Genomic DNA, 2,403 nt, shown 5'->3' with positions numbered 1-2,403 from the left:
GCTCCTCCCAGAGCGCCGGCCGATGCCATGCCGGCGTTTGCGCATGTTTTATAAAAAATTGACACGCGTCAAGATTTAAAATGTGCGTAGCGATTTTTGACTGCGCGCCCTGCGGGCATGACTGTCCTGCCGGCATGCGCTACAACCAAGGCGCGAAAAAAACTGCCAGCCTAGGGAACCACTAGGGGGATGTCCGCGTTGGTCGCTACTTTTGTGCAGAGGGAGGTTTGGGGTGGGGCGTTTCGAAATCGTGGAAGAGCCAACGGGTACGTTTTCGATTTTCGACACCGTCACGGAATTGCCGGCAACGGCCAAAGGGGGCGTGTGCATTGGGCTTTATCGGCACGAAGTGCCTCTGGCACTGCTTGCAGCGGTTGAAACGGTCCAGCCCGGCCATTTTTCGCTCCTGCCCTCATTGTCGGTGTTGAACGACTGGCGGGCTCATCGAGACGATCTGCTGGCATGAGCAAAGCTGCCCGATGTCGCATCAAAAATCATACGGTATGGGAAATCACGCCCTGTTGTCGAAAGCGGCGGTGAGGCATGGAAAGCAAGGGGAGGTTGCAGTGCGTTGGGAGGTGAAGCAATGTCTGATCAGGACGACCTGATCCGAGCTGCCATCGGACGGCTGCTCGCCGAGAAGACAGGCGCCGCCGTCATATCGATGAGAGAGAGCGTCACCGAGCTTCTGGCGCTGACCGGTGCCGCACTGGACGAAAGACTCCAAGACCTGCTGCTGGAAATGGCCGAAGTCCGCGGCATGATGGTCGCTCTCGACTTCTGAACATATCCGGCTGGGATGCTGCAGCATGGACCGGCAGCGCTTTCATCGCCGGCAGCCTCTAACCTTACTGCGTCCAATATCGGGCATCGCATTTTAGGCCGAAAGCGGACAGGCAGCTTTCCGCCCGATCGCCAGTATTGCCGGCATGTCGCGGATCGTCGCCGCGACAGCGCGCCTCGCCAAACCTTGGCTCTTTTTCCGACCCTCAAACGTCTTAGCTACAGTGAAGCTAAGGAGCAGGGTCGATGAGCCTCAGGAATAAAGAAATCGTGGTCACCGGTGGCAGCCGTGGGCTTGGCCTCGGATTGGTCGAGGCGCTGGTCGAACAGGGCGCCAGTGTGACCGTCGTTGCCCGTGGCGTCGAGGCGCTGGATGCGGTCGGTGCGCGGCTTGGGGTCGCCACTATCCGCGCCGACGTTGCGGAGGAGGGCGCGGCCTATCGCATTCTTAGCGAGGTTCGTCCTGACGTCGTGGTCCTGAATGCTGGTGCCACGCCCCGGATGGGCCGGTTGGACCAACTGAGCTGGGAAGATTTTTCAATCGCCTGGGAAACCGACGTCAAGGCCGGGCTATACTGGCTGCAGGCGGCGCTCAACCTGCCGCTCAAGCCGGGCAGCCGTGTTCTGGTGGGATCGAGCGGTGCCGCCGTCACCGGGTCGCAGTTGTCGGGCGGCTATGGCGGCGCCAAGCGCATGCTGTGGTTCATGGCGAAGTACGCCAACGGCGTTTCGCTGGAGAAGAAGCTCGGCATCCGCTTTCAGGCGATCGTGCCGCGGCAGATGATCCTCGGCACCGGAACAGGCGATGCGGCGGCCGGCGCCTATTCCGGATCCATGGGCATCACGCCCGAACAATTCGTCACCCGCTTCGGTGCGCCGATGCCGCCCCGAACCTTCGGCGACAGGGTGGTTTCCGTGCTGGAAGACCCGCAATATGCCGAGGGGATCGTCTTCGGCCTCAATGGCGACGCGGGCGTAACCGTGATGGAGGGGGCTGCGGCTTGAGCGAACGAGATCCTGCCGTGGACCGCGACCGACGGGAAGGGCTGCTTGCCCTTGCCGCCGCGATGCGGCCAGAGCTGCACCGCTATTGCGCGCGCCTGATGGGCTCGGTCATCGACGGGGAGGATGTCGTGCAGGACACGTTTGCGCGAGCCTTCGTTGCGCTGAATGAGCTGGGCGAGGTGCCGCAGCTCAGGCCCTGGCTGTTCCGCGTCGCCCACAACCGTGCGCTTGACCTGCTGCGCAGCCGCGCGATCCGCGCGGCGGAGCCTATCGAGGCGGCGCTTGAAATTGCCGACGACACCAAAGCCGACCCGGTGGAGATGCTGATGCGCAGGCAAGCTATACAGACCGCAGTGTCGCGCTTCGCGGAGCTTCCGCTGCTCCAGCGCAGCGTCGTCATCCTCAGAGATGTGCTCGACGAGCCGCTGGCCGAGATCGCTGCTTTGCTCGGCATCACCGTCGATGCGGTGAAAGGGCACTTGGCGCGCGGCCGCGCCCGGCTTAGGGAAGTCAGTGCGCAGGCCAGTTCGGCTCCCGATGCGCGTATCGCGTCGGCCGCCGTGGTCCGTTATGCGACCCTGTTCAACCAGCGGGATTGGGACGGCTTGCGCGCCC

4 protein-coding genes are annotated in these 2,403 nt (G+C 62.9%); all 4 read left to right on the top strand.

Annotation, left to right across the window (positions count from 1 at the left end; all coding sequences use genetic code 11):
* Positions 1-232: 232 nt before the first annotated feature.
* Complete coding sequence (locus ENZ74_RS29350; RefSeq protein WP_013530508.1) at positions 233-466, top strand: hypothetical protein; 234 nt, start codon at positions 233-235, stop codon at positions 464-466.
* A 120-nt stretch (positions 467-586) separates the two neighbouring features.
* The gene (locus tag ENZ74_RS29345; RefSeq protein WP_013530509.1) at positions 587-784 is read left to right on the top strand and encodes a hypothetical protein; all 198 of its coding nucleotides are present in this window, start codon (positions 587-589) and stop codon (positions 782-784) included.
* A gap of 245 nt (positions 785-1,029) precedes the next feature.
* Positions 1,030-1,788 (top strand): SDR family oxidoreductase, encoded by a 759-nt coding sequence (locus tag ENZ74_RS29340; protein WP_063168676.1) that lies wholly within the window; start codon positions 1,030-1,032, stop codon positions 1,786-1,788.
* Positions 1,785-2,403, top strand: a 619-nt coding sequence (locus ENZ74_RS29335) for a sigma-70 family RNA polymerase sigma factor (protein ID WP_127313203.1), incomplete at its 3' end; no start/stop codon positions are given. The genes ENZ74_RS29340 and ENZ74_RS29335, both read left to right, overlap by 4 nt.

Source organism: Mesorhizobium sp. M7A.F.Ca.CA.002.15.2.1 (genome assembly GCF_003998715.1).
GTDB classification, from domain to species: Bacteria; Pseudomonadota; Alphaproteobacteria; order Rhizobiales; family Rhizobiaceae; genus Mesorhizobium; species Mesorhizobium ciceri.
The sequence above is the reverse complement of the archived record's forward strand: the minus strand, read 5'-3'. Positions and strand labels throughout refer to the sequence as shown.

Bases quoted from the DNA above. Each gene is read 5' to 3' on its own strand.
- ENZ74_RS29345 (WP_013530509.1), top strand. From the start codon at position 587: ATGTCTGATCAGGACGACCTGATCCGAGCTGCCATCGGACGGCTGCTC.
- ENZ74_RS29340 (WP_063168676.1), top strand. From the start codon at position 1,030: ATGAGCCTCAGGAATAAAGAAATCGTGGTCACCGGTGGCAGCCGTGGG.